This window comes from Psychrobacter sp. ANT_H59 (assembly GCF_008369225.1).
Classification (GTDB): Bacteria; Pseudomonadota; Gammaproteobacteria; order Pseudomonadales; family Moraxellaceae; genus Psychrobacter; species Psychrobacter cryohalolentis.
This window is the reverse complement of the sequence record NZ_VOBE01000002.1, coordinates 155237-177886: the sequence shown is the minus strand read 5'-3', so window position 1 is coordinate 177886 and position 22650 is coordinate 155237. Positions and strand designations below refer to the sequence as shown.

Below are 22650 nucleotides of genomic sequence, written 5' to 3'. Positions count from 1 at the left end.
TAATATAATCAGGCTAGTGGTAACGATTAATGTATAAGCAGGGTAGTGATCGTTTATTATCAATATTTCGAACCATGTTGGTGATCAGCACGCTTTGTCATTTTGTCATAGCGGCGCATGGTTACTGATATATAAAGGTATTACTGATACCAAAAAAGCATCGTGCTGGCACAATCAATCAAAGTCTAGCAATAATATTGCTGTCGACTATATAAAACAGTACGATTCAGCAGTTATCCATCTAGGTCAAGCAATTGGTCATTCTTTATTTATCGTTCTTTTGGATATAACGTTAATAATATCTTGGGCGTCTCAAAGCGAGTTCTTGCTGCGTTAGTCATCAGCGGGGCGTACTTGGCAAACAGAATAAATGACCGGCTTATCGGCACGGTGTCTCATGTCTATTCTACTTATCGTCCTCTGTTTGACCACCAATACTCAGGCAGTTATCGAGGTTTACAGGGTAATACTCGATTGCACTCTCAACGACCCATACTTGCTCAACTGCACGCGGCTAAAGGACTGTTAGATAATAAATCATCAAATCAAGTCGTTATCATGCGGGTAGTGAGTAAAGGGTATATGGTTGGTTATCGCTTAATAAAAGGCTAATGCCATATTTATCAAGTCGATACTATCTATTGTCATAATATTCTGTAAGAAATGCTTCATAAGAATAAATAGTTTTTACTAAAAAATATTTTTTTACTGATAAATATCAGTCATATTCTTTCATTTTATTAGGTATTATAAAGTATATCTGTTGCTATAACACCCTTAAAATCAGATGAAGCGCCGAGCTTGCATAGGTTGTATGAGTCAGCCGATTGTATTGACAAGTGATTAGCCAGTCATAAAATCGATATTTTCCACCTAAAACAACAATCAATTAGCAATGAATTATTGTCTCAGCCTCTGCTTAATTGGCGCTCAACATGTTAAACTATAGCAAATCTTTATGTAATTGCCTAACTAAAAATGACGAACTCAAAAATGACAAACGACGAACCTATCCACGAAGCGCCAGCTATCTTTAATAGCAAAACGCGCCCACAAAGTGCTGACGATGAGATTAGCAACTTCGGCAAGGTCAATTACCTTGAAGTCACGCGTCATCAGCACGACCAGCGCTTGGATAACTTTTTGCTTAATCGCTTAAAAGGTTTGCCAAAACCGCATATCTATAAAATGATTCGCTCAGATGAGATTCGCGTTAATAACAAGCGCTGCAAGGCTCATGACAGAGTGCAGCGTGAAGACGTGGTACGTATTGCGCCAGTGGTACTTGCCACTCGTGAAAAACCTATCATCAGCACCGAATTTGCCAAAAGTTTATTGGCGCGTGTGGTCTATGAAGATGAAGGTTTGATCGTGCTTAATAAGCCATCAGGTATTGCGGTTCATGGCGGTAGTGGTCTTGCATTTGGTGTTATTGAAGCCATGCGTGAAGTCACAGGCAAGAAGTATTTAGAGCTGGTGCATCGTATCGATAAAGATACTTCAGGTTTATTGATGATCTCTAAAAAACGCTCTGCACTTAAAGTATTGCAGCAACATCTGGTCGACAAAACCATTCAAAAGCATTATTTATGTATTGCAAAAGGTCAGCCTGCACTTAACGAACAACGTATCGATGCGTCATTGTTGCGTTATACGCTTGCAAGCGGTGAGCGCCGCGTTAAGGTAGATGCAGAAGATCCACAAACCAAAGAGAGTCAGACTGATATCGTCGTTCATGGTCGTTTTATGATTGCTGAGCAGCCCGTTAGCTTGATTGAAGCCAAGCCGCTCACCGGACGTACCCATCAAATTCGTGTACATTTGGCGCACATTGGTCATGCTATCTTGGGCGATGATAAGTACAATGTACATGATAAATCTGGCGTGCATCGTCTGTGCTTACATGCGTGGCGCCTAGATATACCTGGTTATGAGACTATCACTGCGCCTTTACCAGAAGAGATGCTCGACTGGATGCCAGAAGAGATTAAAGCCAATTTGCCTAAATAATCGGCTGCTTAAACAAGCTTTGATTAGATGCTATGTTAAGCATCAGCTTTAAACGTCACGATAGCTTATGAAACATAAGTCGCCGTGACGTTTTGCTATCTGCCATTTATTATGATTATTCATGAAGGTATATTTATGAGCCAAACTACTACAATGATTCCTGCTCAGAGTTCTCAGTCAGCCAACCCGCATCATTTAGCCGATAAGACCTTAATCATATTTGATTGGGACGGTACGCTAATGGATTCGATTGGCTTGATTGTTGAGGCTATGCATATAGCAGGTGAGGCACATGGCTTCAATACAACCGATAAGGCTGTAAAAGATATTATCGGGTTAAGTTTAATGAAGGGCATTGAGCTTTTATATCCGCATTCAAGCGATGAGCAAAAACTGTTAATTCAACAAAGTTACGCAGATTATTATATTGCTAACAGCCAGTGTACACCGTTCTTTGCGCCGATAGAAAATATGCTACAAGCCTTGCAGCAGCAAAACCGTCAGCTTGCAGTTGCGACAGGTAAAAAACGTAAGGGTCTAGATCGTGTTTTGGACGCTTCAGATAGCCATCATTATTTTGTTATGACGCGCTGTGCGGATGAAGCAGGCTCCAAACCTGACCCGCAAATGCTGACGGATATTTTGCAATATACCGAACAGCAAATCTCTGATGCCGTATTTATCGGTGATAGCATTTATGATATTCAAATGGCAAACAGTCTGGGCATGACCAGTATTGCAGTTAATTATGGTACCGCCAGCAGCGACGAGCTTGCCGCACAGCAGCCCACATATCAGGTGGACACGCCCCAAGCGTTGGCACAATTATTATGCGCTTAAATATAAATCGGTGTAAATGATAATCTGCTTAAATGGTAAAAAATGATAACAAAAAAAGGGTTTATCGATAATAACGATAAACCCTTTTTCATTGAAGGATATGAGATTTATTTGCTGTCTTCTTGAGAGCTGTCTTTTTGAAGCGCATCCTGTTCGATTGCGTCTTCTAGCTCATCGCCTTCTAGCAATGCAAAAGAGGACTCGATAATTTTGTCTGCATCAAGCTGATACTCATACCAGTTGCCCATAACGCCTGCTAATTCATCCAGACCTTCTTTTCTTAAGGCTGAAAACAGCTGAATACTACAGTTCAGACCCAGTTCTTTCAGTCTTTTACGAGTATTAAGCAACGCATTTTTAGAGGCACCATACTTTAGCTTATCTGCTTTCGTTAACAAGATATGAACGGGCAGCTCACCATCTTTTGCCCAACGTAGCATTTGCTCATCAAAGAACTTCAATGGATGACGAATATCGCTCATCAGCACCAGACCTGCAAGGCTTGAGCGCGATACCAAGTACTCTTCTAACTCAACCTGCCATTCTTTTTTCATCTCAAGCGGTACAGCGGCATAGCCATAACCTGGCAAATCTACCAATCGTCTATCAGCATCACCAACATTAAAAAAGTTAATCATCTGCGTACGACCAGGCGTTTTAGATGAGCGTGCTAATTGGCGCTGGTTGGTAAGCGCATTAATGGCAGAAGACTTACCAGCGTTTGAGCGACCAGCAAATGCCACCTCTAAGCCTATATCTGCAGGACACAGGCGAAAGGTTGGTGCTGACATCATAAATTCAGTTTGCTGAATACGCTGACGGGCTTTGGTATTAAAAGCCGCATGCTTGGCGGCGACATCGTTGAACGGGGTACTCATAAATGACTCATTACGGTTAAAATTTAGATACTTAAATTTAGATAAAATAGTAAAAGATTTTGCAATTGCTCGGTCAATAGCACAGCATCTTTGGCTACTAATAACCAACTATCAACCTTTCATAAAATAAGGGTTTTAAATTACTGACTATTCTATACTATTAATGCGCTTAGTTATTGAAATAACGGTTATTAGCCGCATATTAATTACAGTAGAGGTGTAATTGATAGGCGGCTAATAACTCATTTCTCCATTCCTTATCCAAGCGTATTAACAAAGTTAAACTATATTCATATATATTAATTTGACATATATTGTTACAATCTCTATCAGAATAGGTTTATTCACAGATGTTAAGGCACAGAAGCAATGAAGCAAACGTCTGGACGAATGAGCCAATGGAGGTGTCTTATGTTATCGATGACTATGATTTTTGCCAAAGGTAATCGCTTTTTAGCCAGCAGTGTTAGCGCGCTTATCATTAGTGCAGCTATGATAACTGGTGCAGGGGCGGCTAGTACTGCAACGACTTATAATGAGTCCTGCGCTGCGTGTCATGACAGCGGTGCCTTGAATGCGATTAAAAAAGGCGATAGTGCCAAATGGCAGCAGCTAATAAAACAAAAAGGCATGCCTGCACTTATTAGTTCGGTCAAAAATGGTATGATTCAGATGCCAGCTGGTGGGTTGTGCGAAGATTGTAGCAATGATGACTATCGTAAGCTGATTGAATATATGAGCAAATAATTAGCCAAACATCTATTAAATCTTTATTAGCTATTTGCTAAGACATATAAATAAGGCGCAAGGGTCTAGAACCTTTTGCGCTTTTTGCCCTTTATAAACCAGAGATTGAGTCAGTAAGGGGGAAAACTACCCAATGCTACGATTAAGTAGGCAAATAGTAAAAAGTCTTGCTATAATAATCCAAAATAAACCCTGATATTAGTAAGTACTTTCGTGCTGCTTGTGATAAAGACGATAGAATATACGGCTTAGCAACTAAATAATGGCTTTGTGAATATAATGCGTCTACATAATGCAATCACTCTAAACAATGCTTACATCGAGTTAGTAGGATTTGTATCAATGAAAAAGTTAATCGCTGCCGCCAGCTTATGTGTTGCAAGTTTCAGCGTACAAGCTGCTATCACTGTTCCTGAATATGATCTTAATGCCGGCAAACAAATTGCAGAAACTGTCTGTGCTGCTTGTCATGGTGTTGATGGTGTGAGCCCTGTGCCTGCCCAGCCAAATCTTGGTGGTCAAAACGTTAAGTATTTATATAAGCAATTGGTCAATTTTAAAGCAGGCTACCGCAAAAACGGTATCATGCAGTCGCAAGTGGCCAATTTATCGCAGCAAGATTTAGCCAACGTTGCAGGTTATTACTCAAGCCAGAAACCTTGGGGTGTGGCGTTCGGTAATCCTGCAACCACGCAAGAAGCCAGCAAGTTATTTTTAGGTGGTGATAAGTCACGCGGTGTCATCGGTTGTGCGGGCTGTCATGGTCCAGACGCAGCGGGTAACGTATGGGCAGCATTTCCACGTTTAGGTGGACAGCATGCTGAATATATTGCCACCCAGTTAAAGCTTTTCCGTGCCGCTGGTCGTGTAGATGATATCGATAGCGACGAGCAAAAGCGTGTCAATGATGCTGCAAAAGAAGGCGAGATGGGCATGATGCAGACCGTTGCTTCTAAACTGTCAGATCGTGATATCCGTATCTTGTCAGATTATGTGAGTGCTATTCACTAATATCAGATAAAGTCGGTTTGCTTTATTCACATTATCGATAAGAGCGCTGCTTGTATTCGTTTTAACTGAGTTATTAAACCCCGATTTCGGGGTTTTTTTATAACTGTCAGTCCTTATATAATGGCATATTAGTAGTACTTTACTTTATAAAAATAAATCGCCTATATATCAATTTGACGATTAAAAGCTTAAAAGCTATTTATGCTTAACTAATATTACTCAATGTTACTCACCTTGAATCGCTTGGATGTAAATTATGATGATTCGCTATGCTTCTTATTTTATTGCAGCGCTGCTACCATTATTGCTTTTTCGCTGGTTTGCACCGGCGTCAATAGGAGAGATTGATTTTTGGCTGTTGTGGCTCTTGGCTATGGTGCTGGTCTCGCTACCGGTCATTTATGCTGAGATAGCATTGGCTTATCGTAGTGCTGAAGCACCTTTGGCGGGTATGCAAAAGCTCACTCGAGAGGCAGATGCCAGCGCCTTGTGGCGTGGCTTTGGTTGGCTTGCTGCCCTAGTAGCCATAATCATTGCAGCGCTTGTGATATCAGGTGCTAGCACGGGTATATTGACTGCACTTACAGACTTAAATAGCACACCTGAAGTGCCAAGCTTTGCGGTTGCCGCAGGCTTGATGGTCATTGCCGCATTGTTAAGCTTGTTGGGTGTGACACCCTTACCAATTGGTTTGGGATTAATGCTTATTGGATTGATATTTGGGGTAGCAAACGGTTTGCCAAATATTACCTTTGCGATGACCAATATCAGCTTAGGAGAATGGGCACGAGCAGTTGCACTAGCACTTGTCAGTGTTGGCGCAGGTACAGGCTTATATTGGTTTGGTCAAAACCGTATCACTAAGCAAGCGGTAACAGCGGTGGGAGTAGACAATCACTATGCTCAAAATCCTTCTCGTGCTCAGGCGTCAAACGAATATCGAGCAACCAAGCTGGTGCTACCGATTTGGATATTACAATTATTGGTAGGGATGGTGGCTTTATTTATCAGTGGTATGACGCTACCACCAATCGGACAGCTACTGTATTGGGCAGGAGTAATTTTTGTCGCCAGTTACTTGCTACATTATAGTACGCAGCAGCTCGTGCATAAGTTTGGACTGCTGGTCAGTTTGGTCATAACGGCTGTCATAGCGATAGTGTTGGTCGTTGCCATACCGACTATTTGGCTGGTAGGTATACTGGTTATCATCAGTACGATAGCCGTATTGTTATTGTCAGTTTTTGCAGGATGGCAGATGAAAATCAGTCATTTGCGCAAGTCTTTAAACTTTGGCAATGAAGCTTTTTATAATTTATGGCGTGTGGCGATACGTTTGATTGTGCCCGTAGCACTCTTATTAGCCTTGATAGGTTGGGTGATGCAGTGGTTAAGCTAACAGCTGATGAGGTTCAAGTTAATAAACTGGATAGTGCTCAACAAGACAACGTTCAACAAGACAACTTTCAGCAAGGCACTGTTCTACAATCTATTATGATAACGGTATATTTAGCCTATGCTGAAGATGCACAGAGTCAGCATTATCTAACCTTGTCAGTAGCTGATGGCACAACCTTATATGCAGCATTGAAGAAAGCTGGTTGGTTGATACAGTTTGAAGGACTAGCAAAATGGTGCGATGAGGTGATTGATGTGGTAGTGCCGACAGCCAAACGTTGGCACGTTGGCATCTATGCGCAAAAACAGCCACTTAACTATCAATTGCAGCCTTTTGATCGGATAGAGGTATATAGAAGCTTAAGCGCTGATCCTATGTCTCAGCGCAAAATTAAATCTCGAGTCTGAGGATTAAAGCTCGCTATCGAAGCGATTATTTAGGTAGAGACTCTAAACCCTGAATGCGAGTCACTATGCCATTATTATTAAAATAAACTTTTAGATGCTGACTGGCGTTTTTAACGTCAGTGATACCTTTACGTTGACCTTCAGTCCCTGCTTGATAGTCATAAATATAGTCCCAACGGTTCGGCTCTAAGGTATCTCTAATGGCTGGGCTACCAAGAAGATAAAGTACCTGATTTTGATTCATACCCACTTGTAATTTTTGTGCTTGGGTTTGAGTAATAGGCGTCCCTTGTGGCAAATCAATCTTATAAACACTCAGTAACGAGCAGCCAGACATGGTAACAGCGGCGCCCAATATGCTGGTAATGACAATCTTGCGTAATACGCTTGAAGAATGAAGCGGACGTAAATTTAGGGTCTTTATCATGGTAAGATGACTCATAAAAAATGGGTTAGGTACGGCTAAGCACAGTAGATGCTGGTCTTACCGACAATCTTGGATAAATGATACGTCATTTACTTGCAATTGCCTACCACTTACGACATTATTTACCAAATGTGCGCTTGCATCATTTATTATTAATATTTTAAATTCATATACTTATAATCATATTTTTTAGAAAAAATGTACTGGAAATATATTTGATAGTGACTGATTTTGTATGAGGATGATTTTTTACAATTAACTATTCATCACTACTAATGATTATTTACCTTATGTTTTTTGAACTTATTTGCTAAGACTTTCATAGTCAGAAGGGATATTATGGCTTCTTTTACCAATCAAGACTTACGTAGAGCGGGTCTAAAAGTAACGTTACCGCGTATCAAAATCCTAGAGCTGCTTGAGAGCGCAAAGCTGCATCATATGAGCGCAGAGGAGGTCTACAAGGCGCTAATTGAGCAAGGCGAGGATGTGGGTTTAGCGACCGTTTATCGCGTGCTGACTCAGTTTGAGCAGGCAGGTATTGTCGAGCGTCACAACTTTGAAAACAATTTATCCGTGTTTGAGATTACCCAAGAAGAGCATCACGACCATCTGGTTTGTGATAATTGCGGTAAGATTGTCGAATTTCATAATGAAGTGATTGAAGAAGAACAGCTTAAAGTAGCAGCAGAGCATGGCTTTAAGTTATCAGGTCACTCATTGGTACTATACGGTATCTGTGATGACCAAGCCTGTAAGGACAGCGTCAAGTAAGCATCAACTTATCGATGAGATAAAATTAAAAAAGCCCTTATATATGATGAGGGCTTTTTTATAACGGTTTCTTAGGCATAAAAAATAATAATTATCGTTAAAAATACATCATTAAGTAATGTCTAACGATAAACTATCCGCGCCTTCATCTAAGTTTGCCACGCCATTTTTGCTGCTGAGTTTGATTTTTAAGCGCAAATCATTGGGAGAGTCTGCATGAAGAATCGCTTCTTTATAAGTAATCTCACCGTTTTCATATAGATCAAACAGTGCTTGGTCAAATGTCTGCATACCGCTATCACGTGAGCGTGTCATGACATCTTTGATTTCGTGCACCTCACCTTTACGAATATAATCGCTAATCAGCTGTGAGTTTAATAAAATTTCAATAGCAGCGCGGCGTCCCTTACCGTCAGGCGTTGGAATCAACTGCTGCGCGATAATGGCTTGCAAGTTAAGCGATAAATCCATAAACAATTGATTATGGCGACTGGTCTCAAAAAAGTGAATAATGCGGTCGATTGCTTGGTTGGCATTATTGGCGTGCAAGGTTGCAAATACCAAATGCCCCGTTTCAGCATATTGAATCGCGTAACTCATGACTTCACGATTGCGAATCTCACCAATCAAAATCACATCTGGCGCTTGGCGCAAGGTGTTTTTTAGACCGGCTTCAAAAGAGTGGGTATCGATACCGACTTCGCGCTGGGTAATAATACAGCCACGATGCTTATGGACAAACTCGATAGGATCTTCTATGGTAATAATATGACCATGCGAGTTTTGATTGCGGTGTCCTATCATTGCCGCAAGGGTGGTTGATTTACCCGTGCCGGTTGCACCTACTAATAAAATAATACCACGCTTTTTCATTGCCAGCTCTTTTAGAGAGGGGGGCAGGCGTAGCTCCTCGACAGTAGGGATATTATTTTCGATTTTCCGTAAAATCATCCCTGCCATATCACGTTGTATAAAGGCACTGACCCTAAAACGTGCTTGTTGCGCCTGATCAGTAATCGCAAACTGGCACTCGTTGGTCTCATCAAACTCTTTTTGCTGATTGACTGTCATGACGCCTTTAACCAGCCTCATAGTCTGCTCAGCAGTTAAAGGCGTTTTACCAACCGGCAGTATTTTGCCATTGATTTTCATGGAAGGGGCGACATCAGCAGTGATAAAAAGGTCGGAGCCGTTTTTGTTAATCATCAATTGTAAAAGTTTATCAATGTCCATAACGTACCTATATGTGCAAGAAAATGTGCAATAAATAGAGTGAAACCTGCTTAAATAAACTTTTTTTGCACAAGATGACCATTAACCTAAAGAATGATTGCTTAGATAGCTGCAATGATTAGTCTATTACTTTAGTCAGAATGCCTGATAATATTTATATTATAAGAATGCTTCAGGCTGTTTAGCGTAAGGTCGTGCAACGTCTTTACTAATTGTGCCTCTCGCTACAAGATTTTTAAGAGTTTGATCAAGAGTAATCATGCCATCACCAGCACCAGTTTGGATAGAAGAGTACATTTGAGCGATTTTATTTTCTCGTATTAAGTTACGAATAGCGGGCGTACCTAACATAATCTCATGGGCGGCAATTCGCCCGCCTGTTTGACGACGTAACAATGTTTGCGAGATAACGGCTTGTAGTGACTCTGATAGCATCGCTCGAATCATGTCTTTTTCAGCAGCAGGGAAGACGTCAATAACACGGTCAATGGTTTTGGCAGCGGAACTGGTGTGCAAAGTGCCGAAAACTAAGTGACCGGTTTCAGCGGCAGTGAGCGCTAAGCGTATGGTCTCAAGATCTCGTAGCTCACCAACCAGAATAACGTCCGGATCTTCACGTAACGCCGAGCGTAATGCTGGCTCGAACCCCAAGGTATCGCGATGGACTTCACGCTGGTTAATCAAACTCTTTTTGGACTCATGAACAAATTCAATCGGGTCTTCGATAGTCAAAATATGCTCTTTACGGGTTTCATTGATATAATCAATCATGGCAGCTAGCGTGGTCGACTTACCTGAGCCGGTTGGACCAGTGACCAACACCACGCCACGTTTAAAGTCTGAAACACGCTTAAACACTTCGCCCATACCTAGATCTTCCATCGTTAGAACTTTGGAGGGAATCGTACGAAAGACGGCGCCTGCACCGCGATTTTGATTAAATGCGTTTACCCGAAAACGGGCTAGATTTGGAATCTCAAAAGAAAAATCGGTTTCAAAAAACTCTTCAAAGTCGGCTCGTTGTCTATCATTCATGATGTCATAAATGAGCTGATGTACCACCTTGTGGCTCATCTCTGGCATATTAATTCGCGTCATCTCGCCATCGACTCGAATCATCGCAGGCATACCGGCTGAAATATGTAAATCTGAAGCCTTATGCTTGACGGTAAAACGCAGCAGATCTTCAATGCTTAAATTTTGTTCAGCCATAATCGGATATTCCTATCAATAAATAAAGTGTGCCAAAATCAACATAGAAAGCAGGCGATAAACAAGGTTCTATGACATTGTTTGAGCCAACCTCATTAAAATAGGTTAGGCGTCACTATAATTGTTACTATTGCTAGAGCTTTTAGTAGCATATGTTAAACCATGTAACAATATCATAACAAGACTGTACTGATTTAACCATCTACTAACTGCATAAAATGCAAAAATAGACTGACTGATTTTTCGCATAGTAATATAGACTGACTGATTTTTCGCATAGTAATAAAGCATCGATACAATCAGCTGTCTTTTATTTCGAACTCACTATATCAACAAGAGTTTTTATGAATATGTCTTCTCAGCAATTAATTAAAAATGTCGCAATCAATCTTAGCAATAATGATGAAGCAGAAGTTCAACATCTAACTGAGAACTGGCAGCAGGTAAAGACGCAAGTGGTACAGGCATGCGAACAAACGTTGCGAGCGCCGAGCAGTGTAACTTTGCTTGCGGTGTCCAAAACCAAATCTGCTGAGATGGTGGCAACATTGGCACGTCAAGGTCAGCATGATTTTGGTGAAAACTATCTACAAGAAGCGATTGAAAAAATACAGTTGCTACGTGAGCAAGTAGGATGTAAGCATATTGTCTGGCACTATATTGGAAGCATTCAGCGTAATAAAACCCGTGATATTGCTGAGAATTTTGATTGGGTACAAACGCTTGAGCGTGACATTATTGCCAAGCGTCTTAACGACCAACGTCCTGCTGAGCTGCTACCTTTAAACATCTTGATCCAAATTAATATTGATAATGAAGACAGTAAGTCGGGATGTCTGCCAGAGCAGCTTCCAGAATTGTTAAAAACAATTAAAAATTATGAACGTTTGCAATTGCGCGGGTTGATGATTATTCCTGCTAAGGCAAACACAGATGCTTTTAAGCGCACCAAACAACTATTTGACGACATTAAGCGTACCCATCCTGAGCTCAGTCAATGGGATACGCTGAGTATGGGTATGAGTGATGATATGACTGATGCGATTGCTAGTGGCACGACCATGGTACGTGTTGGCACGGCGATATTTGGTGCGCGTGCTTGATATATAGTGAATTCAATATTAAAACGATACAGTAGGACTGGGATGAATTTTATGCAGCCTCTGTCAGCGTAGTCACAGCACGCTAGAAAAATTTATACCAGTACTGCGTTGGAATATAACGTATCTGTTTTATTTGGAATTAACTATAGTCCGCACGCTTGAGGATAAAAATTATTATAAAGCCAACCCTGACAGTACTCATAAATTACATTACGTATTAAATGAATTAAATCACATCTTCAAACTTTGTCACCAGTAGCTGAGTTATTTTAAGATTGTCAGTGGCGATAATCTCAAAACGATAATTGGCATACTCGACACAGTCTGTCTTTTTAGGAATTTTACGCAGCATATACATCATAAAACCGCTAATGGTTTCGTAATTTTGGCTATGCGGTAAATTGACCATGCCTAATGAGCGAATCACATCTTCAATGGGCGTCATGCCATCAATTAGCCAAGAGTTATCTGTACGCTGGACAATCGGTTGCTCCTCTAAAGTAACCAGCTCGCCCATCACGATGCTCATTACGTCTTTGAGCGTGATCACCCCAACCACTAATGCATACTCATTTACAATGACGGCAAAATCTGCACCCGTTGATTTAAACGTTTCCAATACTTCAAACAACGATAATGTATCGGGAATAAACAGAGCAGGTTTTAGCAACGCTTTGTCTGTTAAACACACTTCTTGCTGCTCAAGTACTGAGGCTAAAAAGCTGCGTGATTCTACATAACCGATGATATGTTCTAAGTCATCGTCGTTACAGACCAAGAATTTATTATGCGGCTGCTTAATCATCACAGCAACCACTTCTTCGGTGCTGGCTTTAGTATCAAAATAGACAATATGCTCGCGCGGATTCATGACTGAGGTTACGGTTCGCTCTTGCATCTCAAAGATATTTTCGATCAAATGATGCTCTTGATGCTTAATAACACCAGCTTCCGCACCTGCATCCATCACCGCATAAATATCCTCTGACGTCATTTCATCTTGTCGTACGGTTGACACGCCTATGAGTTTAAATAGTAAATTTGCCGCCCCATCAAACACCCAAATAATCGGCTTAAAGATAAAAATAAAGAAAATCATCGGTCGAACCATCTTGACCGCGATAGGTTCAGCGTTGGACATGGCCAAACGCTTGGGCATCAAGTCTGCAAACAACACAAACACACTGGTGACTAAGATAAATGACACCACCGACGCGGCAGTCTCATTGCCAAAAAGCTGCTGTAAATATGGACTAATGGCTGACTCGCCAATGACCCCTGCTAAGATAGCCACTGCATTGAGCGCCACTTGTACCACGGTAATAAAGCTGCCGGGTTGCTCTTGCATATTGAGTACATCGAGTGCTCGTACTTCGCCTTCCTTGGCCATGACTTGCAACTTGATTTTTCGGGCGGAGGCAAGCGCCAGCTCCGAACTAGAAACGATAGCGCTTAGCGCAATTAATATAAAAATAAACACACCAGCGGTTAGCAAGCTCATGACATACTCGGATAGAAATAGATAAGGTAGATAGATTTACAGTAATGATTGAAGATAATAATTGGTAGGTTTTGAGGTAAAAGGCATTTAGTTATTAGCATTTAGTTAGGCACAAAAACTAAAAAAGCTGGGCAAGCACCCAGCTAATTATAAAACAATTTTATGATATTAGATAAAAACTTAAATTTATCAAGCCTTTAAAAAATGGCTCTAAAAGGTTTTTGATAAATTCAGTATCAAGGCTTAGCCTTTTATTGACCATTTATTGACGAGTGGATAACGGCGCTCACGACCAAAGGCTTTATGGCTAATCTTAGTACCAATCGGTGCCTGCGAGCGCTTGTATTCACTATTGTCGACCATTTGGATAACCTTGGCGACCAAATCAGCATCAAACCCTTTATTAATAATATCTTGATAGCCCATATCTTCGTCGATATAAGACATCAAGATACCGTCTAAAACATCATAATCAGGCAAGCTGTCTTGGTCTTTTTGATCAGGACGTAGCTCAGCAGATGGTGGACGAGTAATGACGCGCTCAGGAATAACAGGCGTATCTTCTAAACGATTACGATAGCTGGCCAATTTATAAACTTGTGACTTATACACGTCTTTTAAGACGTCAAAACCGCCTGCCATATCGCCATATAAGGTTGAATAGCCAACAGCTAGCTCTGATTTATTACCAGTCGTGATGACCAAATGCCCAAATTTATTAGACAATGCCATAAGTACCACACCGCGTGCACGTGCTTGGATGTTCTCTTCGGTGGTATCAGCTGGCGACTTGTTGAATAGTGGCGCAAGCGTATGACGGATACCTTCGACTGCATCAAAGATAGGACAAACGGTATAAGAGACATTGAGACGGCGTGCTTGAGCTTGCGCATCCTCTAAACTGATTTGAGAAGTGTATTCATAAGGCATCATGACTGCATAGACCTTGTCAGCACCCAGTGCGTCGACCGCGATACATAGTGTCAATGCTGAATCAATACCGCCTGATAAACCAACGATGATGCCAGTAAACCCTGAAAGATTGACATAATCGCGTAAGCCTACGACCAATGCTTGGTACATCTCTGATTCACGGCTTAATGATAAAGGTGCTTTTGCTTGTGTATCAAATTTTGCTGTTTTTACATCAAAGCTTGCCAGTAGTAACTGATTCATAAAGCGTGAGGCTTCATGTGCGACGCTGCCGTCTGCTTGAATGGCCATAGAGCCACCGTCAAATACCAAATCATCTTGACCGCCAACGGCATTAAGATAAACGATAGGTAAGTTGTTTTCACGGCTACGCTTGGTCAGCATTGTTTTGCGAGTATCTTGTTTTTCTATCTCAAATGGTGAAGCGTTTAAGCTCACAATAAGGTCAGCGCCTTGCTTTTTGAGCTCGGCAATAGGACCTTTTTCCCATAAATCTTCACAGATCAGCAGACCAATGGTGATACCTTTATAATCAAATAAGACTTGATTACGTCCTTTATCAAAATAACGGCGCTCATCAAATACGCCATAGTTTGGCAAAATTTGCTTATGATAAAAGCCCTTTTGATGACCATTATGCAAGATAGCGGCTGAGTTAAAGGTGCCATGATGATCAACATGCGGATAGCCCACAATCATGACGATATCATCGATGTCGCTTAGTGTAGACAACGCGCTTTTGATACGTCCTGAAAGACTAGGACGTAGCAACAAATCTTGCGGCGGATAGCCCAATAAGGCCAGCTCTGGGAAAATAATGACATCAGCACCTTGCTCGCGTGCCTGCAGTGCTAGGGTGCGCATTTTTTCAGCATTGGCTTTGATATCGCCAACTAAGAAGTGGGATTGGGCTAGGGCAAACGTAACGCTATCTTGCGATTTTGAAGCTTGGTTGCCCTTATTGGAAGCGGTAAGGTTGGGGTTATCGGTATCTTTTGCAGTGTCTTTTGACATTGTTATTGTTCCTATCAATAGGTTATTTAAATCTGTTATATATTTCTTGGTTTCAAATAAAACCAAATGAAAATATGTTTCCGAAAACGACTCAAAATATGTATTTAAAATCATTTACTCAAAATAAGATGTTTAAATAGTGCATCAATATCATGAGCATCAAACATGTATAGGCATGAATGTCATGCAAATGTGCCCTCTCAATTTATGCAGCACTGCTCTAAAAATAATGCTAAATACCATCTAGAGTAAGATCACAGACGAGATGTGTTTTATAGACGCTAAGGGCTTACCTCAATAAAAGTAATAAAGCCAAACCAACAGAGCGTCATTTGAAAGCGTAAATCAATCCCTTTAGTATAACATCAATTGATGTTACTAATAGAACCAGCCAGTGATTTAGCTCTCTAGATAGCAGATATAAAAGTGCTTAAAAAGCGCATATTGATGATGTTTTTGTTAAGATAATTATGTTCCATAGGTTTTGGCAATCAACCTCAATGACGATACAGGCACTAACAAATTTGCTCCCAAGAAAGTTGTAAGTAAAGGTTACAACATAGCGTTATTTATTTGGATAATCTTGTTGCATAATAGTTTTTTGCTGTTAGCCTAATTAACCTTATAAAAGCAGATATTTTATCCAAATCTGTACTGCTCAAAATCTTCGCTAATGGATGAAAATTACAAACATAATCTGTGATTTAAACAACCCATTTATAAATTTTATAGTAGAACCTCATTAGGTTTCTGCTGGTCACCCTTGGTTTGCACGCTATGATTGAAAACTGGACAAAAGAATTTATTATTCAGCGTTTGCTGGCAATCACCTTATTGGTCGTGCTGTTTGTGCTGTGTTTTCAAGTGGTGCAGTTTTTTATTGTACCGGCACTGTGGGCAGCGATTTTGGCGTATGTGACTTTTCCTATTTATAACTTTTTTCATCAAAGAGTCAGATTTAGCTCAAATTTTAGTGCAGCGATTATGACCGTCAGTATTACTTTGATGATAGGCGTGCCCTTGGTAGCCGGTATTTTTATCTTACAGCAAGAAGCGTTAAGCCTGATCAGTAATTTGGTCTATCGTATTAAAGTGGGTTATCTGGACGTGCCTGATTCTGTCAAAGATTTGCCGATAATAGGACAGCAGGTCAAAGATGTGCTTTGGCGCATCAATAAAAACCCTGAAGGGACGCTAGAGGCTTTTCGTCTTTGGGTACAGTCGCATCTGTACTACGGAAAAATTGCCTTTGACGTCGTGTTCAGCAGTCTTGCCAAACTTGGTATGGCACTTATGACGTTGTTCTTCTTTTATCGCGATGGCACCAGCTTGGTTCGCCAAATTCGACAAGCGCTGCGTAATATTATCGGTAATCGTATCGACGGTTATATTGACTCTGTCGGTACTACCACGCGTGCGGTGGTTTACGGTATCGGTCTGACCGCATTAGCACAGGCATTGCTTGCTGGTATTGGCTATTATTTTGCCAGTGCACCGAGTCCTATTTTAATGACGATTGTAACGTTTATCATTGCTCTCATTCCATTTGGTACCCCATTTGTTTGGGGCGGTGTCTCACTTTGGTTATTGAGCCAAGGGCATACGGTTGAAGGTATCGGCTTAGCACTGTGGGGTATTTTAGTGATTAGCTGGGTTGATAACCTTATCCGTCCGATCGTTATTAGTGGTGCGACCAAAATTCCTTTTATTATTATCTTTATTGGGGTGTTGGGCGGTCTGACGGCTTTTGGTTTTGTGGGTTTATTTATTGGTCCTGTGGTACTAGCAATCGGACTTGCGGTATGGCGTGAATGGATATCACAGCATAAAAATGATCTGTTTGCCCAACAAGAAGAGCTGGATCAAGGTAAAAGTTTGATTAAAGTGAATCAGCCGAGCCAAGACACACTTTTATAAGTGCGTTTATAGTAAAGCAATCATCTAAAGCGCTTAAAGTCATATATAAGATTATCCAGATTCAATGAAACGGTAGCGAATACGATGAAAAACAAGGTAGATACGATGAAAAATCTCACTATTGTGGCTGATAGTAATATCGCGAGCCTTGATGAGTTCTTTAATCCTGTAGCGCTGGGTCAAAATACTGAGCAACAGGTGCAGGTCATACGTGTTGCTGGTCGTGATATCAATGCACAATTAATGGCAGATGTGCAGCCTGACGTTTTGTTGATACGCTCTGTCACTTCAATAAATGAATCACTATTAAGTGATAATAATAGCGTCAAATTCGTTGGTTCTGCGACCATTGGTACTGACCATGTCGATCAAGAATATTTGGCAGAACGCAATATTACCTTTGCCAATGCCGCTGGCTGTAGCAAGCATTCAGTCGCACAATACGTAGTGAATGCTATATTAACTTTACGCCCACAGTATTGGCAGCAATCCACGAAGCCATTAACATTGGGCATCATCGGACTTGGTAATATCGGTAGTACGCTAGCTCAGTATGCCAATGATTTAGGCTGGAAGATATTGGGTTATGACCCTTTATTAGCCACATCCGATATCAATAACGCTAGTCTTGAGCAGGTATTGAGCCAAAGCGACATAGTAAGTTTACATGTCCCTTTAACGGATAAAAAAGATACGGATGCGCAAGATGCAGTTAGCAACAGCATTAGCATTAGCAATAATGTCAGCGACTATCCAACGCGTCATTTAATTAATGCAGAAACTTTGGCACTGATGTCGCCGCATACTATGCTGATTAATAGTGCGCGCGGACCTGTGATTGATGCCGCTGCCCTAGAAGCCGATATCGATGCGACTGAACGCCAAGTGGTATTGGATGTGTTTGAACATGAGCCGCAGATTTCTGAGAGTTTGCTCTCTAAGCTTGCTATTGCCACTCCGCATATTGCTGGTTATACCTTAGAAGGCAAGCTGCGTGGCACGCAAATTATTTATGACGCCTTGTGTGAAAAATTGGCAGTACTACCTGTATTATCGATGCATCAGTTACTACCACTCAATACTTATCTATGGTTTGAGCTAAAAGAACACCCAGACAGATTGCAAAAGTTTTATGACATTAAAAAAGACGATGCGGCATTAAGAAATAAAGTAACCAACGGTAAAGTTAAAGGTTCAGATTTTGATCAATTACGCCGTGATTACCATCTGCGCCGTGAATGGCAAGCACAAACAATCAGTGTGACTATTTAATTATCTGTTTTTATGATTTATGAGGCACTGTAACCAGTCATGAGTAAAGCCAATAATCAGCCTTTATCTAATCTAAGCTATGCCCCAACGATGACCCTTGCAATGGCGCAGCAGCGTGCGAAATTAATGAGTGTCATTCGTCAGTTTTTTGCTATGCGTCAAGTATTAGAAGTGCAGACGCCACTATTATCGCAAGCAGGCAATACCGATACCTTTTTGCAATCCGTAGCCGCACAGGTCACGTATCAAGACAAGCCTTATACTTATTATCTGCATACGTCACCTGAGTTTGCCATGAAGCGTTTGCTTGCCAGCTGGCAGGTGCCCATTTATCAAATCTGTCCGGTCTTTCGAGATAATGAGATCGGGGCGCGGCACAATATCGAATTCACCATGCTGGAATGGTATCAGCCAAATTATAGTCTGGATGATCTAGCAGCAGAGCTTGGTGAGTTGTTAGAGCTGGTCTATGGTCATCCGATAATCATGAGTCATTATCGCTACGTTGATGCTTTTATGGATTTTGTTGGCATTCATCCGCTGACCGCTAGTCTAGCAGCATTACAAGCCGTGGCAGAAGACAAAGGTCTGATAGGATTTGATTTTAGTAGTGCAGAGAGCTGCGATAGCGAACAAGACCGTCGTCAAAGTTGGCTAGATTTATTGTTTAGCCATGCTGTTGAGCCAAATTTGGGTCACGATTTGCCGACATTGATTATTGAATATCCGCCTGCGACAGCTGCTTTAGCAAAAACCGCTATTGATAAAGAGGGGAATAAAGTTGCCAAACGCTTTGAGCTGTATATCAAAGGAATCGAGATTGCCAACGCTTATGATGAGCTAGCAGACGGGCAGGCGTTGAGAGAGCGGTTTGAGCAGGACAACCAATTGAGAGCGCGTCATAAGTTAGTACAAATGCCTATTGATGAGCACTTAATAGCAGCGTCTGATGATTTGATACCTTGTAGCGGGATTGCTGTTGGTTTAGATAGGCTGCTGATGGTGTTGACAGATGCAACGAGCTTAGAAGAAGTTATCTCATTTCCTAGTGGTTCGGCTTAGTCGCTCTTCGACAGATTTAACATAGTCGCTCCTTATTTTACAAGCCTATACTAAGAAAGCGAGTAAGCCTTTTGACTTACTCGCTTTTTTATCTGTCATATTATTTATAACTAATTAGTACGAGGCGCCATTATAATTTTGCAATAGCCTCAGCAATGTTTGTCTCACCATTATGCATACTAAATACGGTATTAATGCTATTGTCTGCATTAAGTACAGCAGCTAGCGTAGTTGCGACATCTTCGATTGAGTTCTCACCGGAATTATCATCATTGATGGTAATTTTTCCAGTAGCGGCTCGCTCTTTTAACGCTCCTGCTTGTACGATGGTGTAATCAAGACTGCTATTATGGATTAACCACTGATCAGCGTAATGCTTGCAGATATAGTATTCTTTTAAATTTTCAATAGCTGAACTGTCCCATTTACTGGTGTCTAACGAAAAGACGGTACTTAGCATGATATAGCGTTTGATACCTTTATCTTGTACGGCTTGCATGGTCTTAACCGCCCCATGTAAATCGACTTCTAAGACGTCTTTGCCGCCAGACCCAGCAACGAAATAGACAGCATCGATATCTTGATCAATTTGCTGTTGAATTGCATCCTTGTTTGCAGTGATATCCAAATCTAATTGGCTATAATTATGATCTTGAAATAACATTTCTTCCTGACGGGTGGTACCGATCACTTGGTGGTTATCTGCTAATAGTTGCTTAACCAAATCAGTACCCACTCGACCACTTGCGCCAATTACTAAAATTTTCATAATCATTCCTGTTTTTATTCATGTTATCGTCGTTTGAAAAACGGATTTCTTTACACATCGAATATAGCGTAACAAGAAAAATCAGCACGCTTCGTTATGAAGCGTGCCGATTGCATAGTGTTTGGTTATAGAGTGTATACGGTTTGCAAGGAAGCAAAGCGCGTATAGTGGTTTTGAAATAATAGAGAGAACGTTATTTATAAAAGATTAGCGTACCAATTTGTTTAGCCCATCGGCAAAGGCTTTTTTATCACGATCGCCATAAGGTTTTTGTCCGCTCATCTCTTGCAGCTCAAGCACGCCAGTACCACGCATGGTGTCCATAAAATCACGCATATTGAGCTTTTGCTTAATATTGTTTTTGTCATAGACCACACCGCGTGTTGTCAGTACCATGCCACCTTTGTCCAAAATGTCATTGGCCAAAGGGATGTCACTGGTAATCGCCAAATCACCCGGCTGAATCTGCTCAACGATATAATCATCGGCTTTATCAAAGCCAGAGGGCACGACAGTCATCACCAGTAGAGGCGATTTACGCAGTTTGATTGGCTGATTGGCGACAAATATCGCCATCGTTTGTGTACGCTCAGCGGTCTTAATAATCAAGTCTTTGGCAATCAAAGGCACTGAATCTGCATCTACCCAAATCTGCATTATTTCTTAGCCTTCTCTGCTTTAGAGTTGGTTGACTCAAAATTTTGTTGCTCATTATCATCATTTGCTAAGCTTTCTCTATTTTCAGCGTCAGCCTTTACTTTAGCAGTAATTAGATCATCTTCCGCTGTTATCGGGTTATTGATGGACGTTACCTTTTTATCAAGACCAACTTTATTAGGCAGTACGGCGACCAGCTTTGCCAATGCAGGCTCTAAGTCAGCTACATCATTGGGCATCAAGGTAATATGGGCAATTTTACGGTCATCGCGCTCCGCTTTATGATAGCTGTGATAATGCACGCCGTCGATATTGAGCACTTCGCTGATATCAGGATATTGCCCCAAGACATTAATCATAATTGCTGGATAAACATTGTCAGTATCGCCTAGTGGCAGATTGACTACGGCACGAATATGATTCTCAAATTGGCTGGTGACAGCACCTTCAATACTCCAATGACCAGAATTGTGCACGCGTGGCGCTATCTCGTTGGCAAGTAGAGTATCATTGCCGCGAGCGTCTTTGGTCACAAATAGCTCAAGCGCCATAACCCCAACATAGCCCAAATGATTCATGACGTTGGTAATAGCATCAGTTGCTTGTTTGAATAAATGACTGGTACCAATAGCTGGTGCTTGGGTTTTAGCCAAGATACCCTGATGATGATGGTTTTCGACCAAATCATAACAGCGTACCTGACCGTTTTGACCTCGTGCGGCGATGATAGAAAGCTCACGACTAAAGTGAATAAAACCTTCAGCAATCAATGGCGCTGGCGTTTGCGTCAGTGAGCCTTTACCCGTAACTGCATCCTTTAGTTCTTGCCAAGCTGCTTTGATATCGCTGTCTTGTCTAATCACAAACTGACCTTTGCCATCATAACCGCCTCGGCTAGTTTTTAGGACAATAGGCAATCCAAGATCATTACAAGCTTGCTGTAATTCCGCCTCTGAACTAACAGACACAAAAGGTACCGTTGCGATATCAAGCGAATTAAACATCTGTTTTTCTTTTAGGCGATCTTGCGCAATATCTAGGGCAATCGTTGGCGGGAACATGCCTTGTTTGCTGCCAGATTTTGATAGATTTGCTAGTTGCTGAACGGTAGCAGTTGGGGTATTTTCAAACTCCAAAGTGAAGACGTCAGCTGCTTCAATAAAGGCATCTAATTGCTCGCTGCTAAAAACGCGTCCATATAGACTGGCCGGACAGTCAGCGCTGTCTTCCAAAAATACACAGTGATAGCCCAATGGCATAGCCGCTTGTGCCAGCATCATGCCAAGCTGACCACCGCCTAAAATACCGATGGTGCGAATGGTTTGAGTAACAGGGTAAGCGTTCGCTATAGTCATGGCAGGCTCTTTGATTCAAATAAACAAGGGGTTGAATGCTTCAATATATAAAAATATAAATGCATATGGCTATAAAGGGTATAAAAGTCTAACGAGTTAAAATAGGAAAAGGTGCATTGTATGCACCTT

At 41.3% G+C, this 22650-nt stretch carries 21 protein-coding genes; 12 read left to right on the top strand and 9 right to left on the bottom strand.

All coding sequences use genetic code 11. The features are described from left to right. Positions 1-354: 354 nt before the first annotated feature. From FQ083_RS03825 to FQ083_RS03815, 3 genes are all read left to right on the top strand, one after another. Entirely contained in the window at positions 355-612 is a 258-nt protein-coding gene (locus FQ083_RS03825; protein WP_149408895.1) for a hypothetical protein, read from the top strand. 381 nt (positions 613-993) lie between these two features. Further along, entirely contained in the window at positions 994-2010 is a 1017-nt protein-coding gene (locus FQ083_RS03820; RefSeq protein WP_149408894.1) for an RluA family pseudouridine synthase, read from the top strand. Between the two features lie 135 nt (positions 2011-2145). Then, entirely contained in the window at positions 2146-2850 is a 705-nt protein-coding gene (locus FQ083_RS03815; protein ID WP_149408893.1) for an HAD family hydrolase, read from the top strand. Between the two features lie 107 nt (positions 2851-2957). On the opposite strand, the gene yihA is transcribed toward FQ083_RS03815, so the two are convergent. Continuing rightward, complete coding sequence (gene yihA, locus FQ083_RS03810; protein ID WP_220432356.1) at positions 2958-3728, bottom strand: ribosome biogenesis GTP-binding protein YihA/YsxC; 771 nt, start codon at positions 3726-3728, stop codon at positions 2958-2960. 411 nt (positions 3729-4139) lie between these two features. Between yihA and FQ083_RS03805 the strand changes: the two genes are divergently transcribed. From FQ083_RS03805 to FQ083_RS03790, 4 genes are all read left to right on the top strand, one after another. Further along, a complete protein-coding gene (locus FQ083_RS03805) occupies positions 4140-4475 on the top strand; it encodes a c-type cytochrome (RefSeq protein WP_011512658.1) in 336 nt (111 codons plus the stop codon). Positions 4476-4817: 342 nt separating this feature from the next. Continuing rightward, entirely contained in the window at positions 4818-5486 is a 669-nt protein-coding gene (locus tag FQ083_RS03800; RefSeq protein ID WP_011512659.1) for a c-type cytochrome, read from the top strand. Positions 5487-5742: 256 nt separating this feature from the next. Beyond that, a complete protein-coding gene (locus FQ083_RS03795) occupies positions 5743-6885 on the top strand; it encodes a hypothetical protein (RefSeq protein WP_149408892.1) in 1143 nt (380 codons plus the stop codon). Beyond that, entirely contained in the window at positions 6873-7292 is a 420-nt protein-coding gene (locus tag FQ083_RS03790) for an RnfH family protein (RefSeq protein WP_149409153.1), read from the top strand. Before FQ083_RS03795 ends, FQ083_RS03790 begins: the two co-directional genes overlap by 13 nt. Positions 7293-7317: 25 nt before the next feature. On the opposite strand, the gene FQ083_RS03785 is transcribed toward FQ083_RS03790, so the two are convergent. Continuing rightward, positions 7318-7734: an outer membrane protein assembly factor BamE gene (locus tag FQ083_RS03785; protein WP_149408891.1), complete on the bottom strand. Its 417-nt coding sequence runs from the start codon at positions 7732-7734 to the stop codon at positions 7318-7320. Positions 7735-8058: 324 nt separating this feature from the next. On the opposite strand from FQ083_RS03785, the gene fur reads away from it, so the two are divergent. After that, positions 8059-8493, top strand: coding sequence for a ferric iron uptake transcriptional regulator (gene fur / locus FQ083_RS03780; protein ID WP_011512663.1), 435 nt, complete (start codon positions 8059-8061; stop codon positions 8491-8493). 111 nt (positions 8494-8604) lie between these two features. Here the strand turns inward: fur and FQ083_RS03775 are convergent, their stop codons facing one another. Together FQ083_RS03775 and FQ083_RS03770 are read right to left on the bottom strand one after the other, a co-directional pair. Further along, positions 8605-9726: a PilT/PilU family type 4a pilus ATPase gene (locus tag FQ083_RS03775; RefSeq protein ID WP_133103813.1), complete on the bottom strand. Its 1122-nt coding sequence runs from the start codon at positions 9724-9726 to the stop codon at positions 8605-8607. Positions 9727-9885: 159 nt separating this feature from the next. Beyond that, complete coding sequence (locus tag FQ083_RS03770) at positions 9886-10938, bottom strand: type IV pilus twitching motility protein PilT (RefSeq protein WP_020442648.1); 1053 nt, start codon at positions 10936-10938, stop codon at positions 9886-9888. Positions 10939-11282: 344 nt separating this feature from the next. Between FQ083_RS03770 and FQ083_RS03765 the strand changes: the two genes are divergently transcribed. Continuing rightward, positions 11283-12041, top strand: a complete 759-nt coding sequence (locus tag FQ083_RS03765) for a YggS family pyridoxal phosphate-dependent enzyme (RefSeq protein ID WP_149408890.1) — start codon at positions 11283-11285, stop codon at positions 12039-12041. 226 nt (positions 12042-12267) lie between these two features. Here the strand turns inward: FQ083_RS03765 and FQ083_RS03760 are convergent, their stop codons facing one another. Then, a complete protein-coding gene (locus FQ083_RS03760; RefSeq protein ID WP_020442650.1) occupies positions 12268-13542 on the bottom strand; it encodes a hemolysin family protein in 1275 nt (424 codons plus the stop codon). Between the two features lie 243 nt (positions 13543-13785). Next, positions 13786-15489, bottom strand: coding sequence for an NAD+ synthase (locus FQ083_RS03755; protein ID WP_149408889.1), 1704 nt, complete (start codon positions 15487-15489; stop codon positions 13786-13788). 777 nt (positions 15490-16266) lie between these two features. Between FQ083_RS03755 and FQ083_RS03750 the strand changes: the two genes are divergently transcribed. The 3 genes from FQ083_RS03750 (at position 16267) to epmA (ending at position 19740) form a co-directional block, all read left to right on the top strand. Then, positions 16267-17406 (top strand): AI-2E family transporter, encoded by a 1140-nt coding sequence (locus FQ083_RS03750; protein ID WP_020442652.1) that lies wholly within the window; start codon positions 16267-16269, stop codon positions 17404-17406. A gap of 105 nt (positions 17407-17511) precedes the next feature. Continuing rightward, positions 17512-18678, top strand: coding sequence for a 4-phosphoerythronate dehydrogenase (locus tag FQ083_RS03745; protein ID WP_149408888.1), 1167 nt, complete (start codon positions 17512-17514; stop codon positions 18676-18678). Positions 18679-18717: 39 nt separating this feature from the next. Further along, positions 18718-19740, top strand: coding sequence for an EF-P lysine aminoacylase EpmA (gene epmA, locus FQ083_RS03740; RefSeq protein WP_149408887.1), 1023 nt, complete (start codon positions 18718-18720; stop codon positions 19738-19740). A 130-nt stretch (positions 19741-19870) separates the two neighbouring features. Here epmA and FQ083_RS03735 read toward each other — a convergent pair whose 3' ends face one another. The 3 genes from FQ083_RS03735 to FQ083_RS03725 all read right to left on the bottom strand — a co-directional run bounded on the left by FQ083_RS03735 (position 19871) and on the right by FQ083_RS03725 (position 22521). Then, positions 19871-20509 carry an NAD(P)H-binding protein gene (locus FQ083_RS03735; RefSeq protein ID WP_149408886.1) on the bottom strand — a complete coding sequence of 213 codons (639 nt, stop codon included), beginning with the start codon at positions 20507-20509 and terminating at the stop codon, positions 19871-19873. A 207-nt stretch (positions 20510-20716) separates the two neighbouring features. Further along, on the bottom strand, positions 20717-21166 hold the full coding sequence (locus tag FQ083_RS03730; protein ID WP_011279582.1) for a YaiI/YqxD family protein: 450 nt from the start codon (positions 21164-21166) through the stop codon (positions 20717-20719). Then, complete coding sequence (locus FQ083_RS03725; protein WP_133103804.1) at positions 21166-22521, bottom strand: 5-(carboxyamino)imidazole ribonucleotide synthase; 1356 nt, start codon at positions 22519-22521, stop codon at positions 21166-21168. Before FQ083_RS03725 ends, FQ083_RS03730 begins: the two co-directional genes overlap by 1 nt. Positions 22522-22650 lie beyond the last annotated feature (129 nt).